Raw genomic sequence first — 1014 nt, forward strand, 5'->3', positions numbered from 1 at the left:
TCATTTCCCAGGTTGTGTCCTGCACGGCACTGCTTCCCTTGATCGCAACCCCCACTACCAAGTTGTCTCTCATGATCACATAGAAATCGATCTGCACGGAAACAAACCTCATCCAGGATGTGCGATCAGTCATGGACAACCCAGACCTCGCAGGATGATGATGTGATCAAATATGGAAGCGCGACGACCTGCAGGATCATGGTTACCGGCTCCATAGCTCGGACCGGTGTCAGGTTCTCGATCCGGGTATTGCAGACAATCGCAGCATCCAGGTTCCGGACGATCTTCAGGACCGTGAAACCGCCGTCCTCCGGGTTCCAACGGTAATACGCTGTATAGGCAATGCCGTTGATTATCACGGCTTGTTTCTGGGGATAGCCCAGATCGGTATTGAATGGCAGAGCTTCCACGGCAGTCATACTTTCGGCACCATTTTATTCATCGATCGAAGGGCATCGATTTTACCCGCTAAACCGTCGCAATGCTGGACGATCGTTTTCTCGGGATCTCTGGCAGGGACAACCGTGTCGGGCCATTTGCCGATGACGGTATATTTTAGCGTAGCACTACCGGGATAGGCATCTTCTGACAGGGTCGCAACCTCGCCAAGGGCCTTACTTTGTGTGAATGGGGCCGTGCTGACCTTCCCAACCAGGACCTGCTGGACTTTGATGGTTGCGGTCGTGGTATTCGCTTGCTGGCTGGCCTTCCTGTCAGAAAGCGAGACGATGAACATATTGGAATACTGGCCGCGGTGCGTGAGCAGGTCAAACAAGGTTTTCTTATCCTGGAGATCATCCAGGATGTTGTATTCGTTCTCGGAGTTCAGGAGTTCGAGTTCGAACTCGAAGATCGCCGGATTCTGGATCGCATGATCCGACATTTCGGTCTGGTCTTCAACTCGTCTTTTGCAGAGCGTGGTCTCTTTTGTCAGGTTGATTGTTTTCACGGCTTTGAAGGTTTTGCCATCGATCACGATCTGCTGGGTTGTTCCCTCATCTGTCATCCGATGAT

Annotated in this window: 2 protein-coding genes; both read right to left on the minus strand. The window is 52.0% G+C overall.

The features are described 5' to 3' along the window. Positions 1-125: 125 nt before the first annotated feature. Positions 126-419, minus strand: coding sequence for a hypothetical protein (locus CW742_RS15290; RefSeq protein ID WP_292421901.1), 294 nt, complete (start codon positions 417-419; stop codon positions 126-128). Beyond that, positions 416-1014: phage baseplate protein (locus CW742_RS15295; protein ID WP_292421903.1), on the minus strand; the 599-nt coding region annotated here is incomplete at its 5' end. The genes CW742_RS15290 and CW742_RS15295, both read right to left, overlap by 4 nt.

Source organism: Methanoregula sp. (assembly GCF_002835825.1).
In the GTDB taxonomy this organism is placed as follows: domain Archaea; phylum Halobacteriota; class Methanomicrobia; order Methanomicrobiales; family Methanospirillaceae; genus Methanoregula.

Excerpts from the sequence above, each read along its gene's own strand:
- CW742_RS15290 (WP_292421901.1), bottom strand. The coding sequence starts at position 419 with ATGACTGCCGTGGAAGCTCTGCCATTCAATACCGATCTGGGCTATCCC.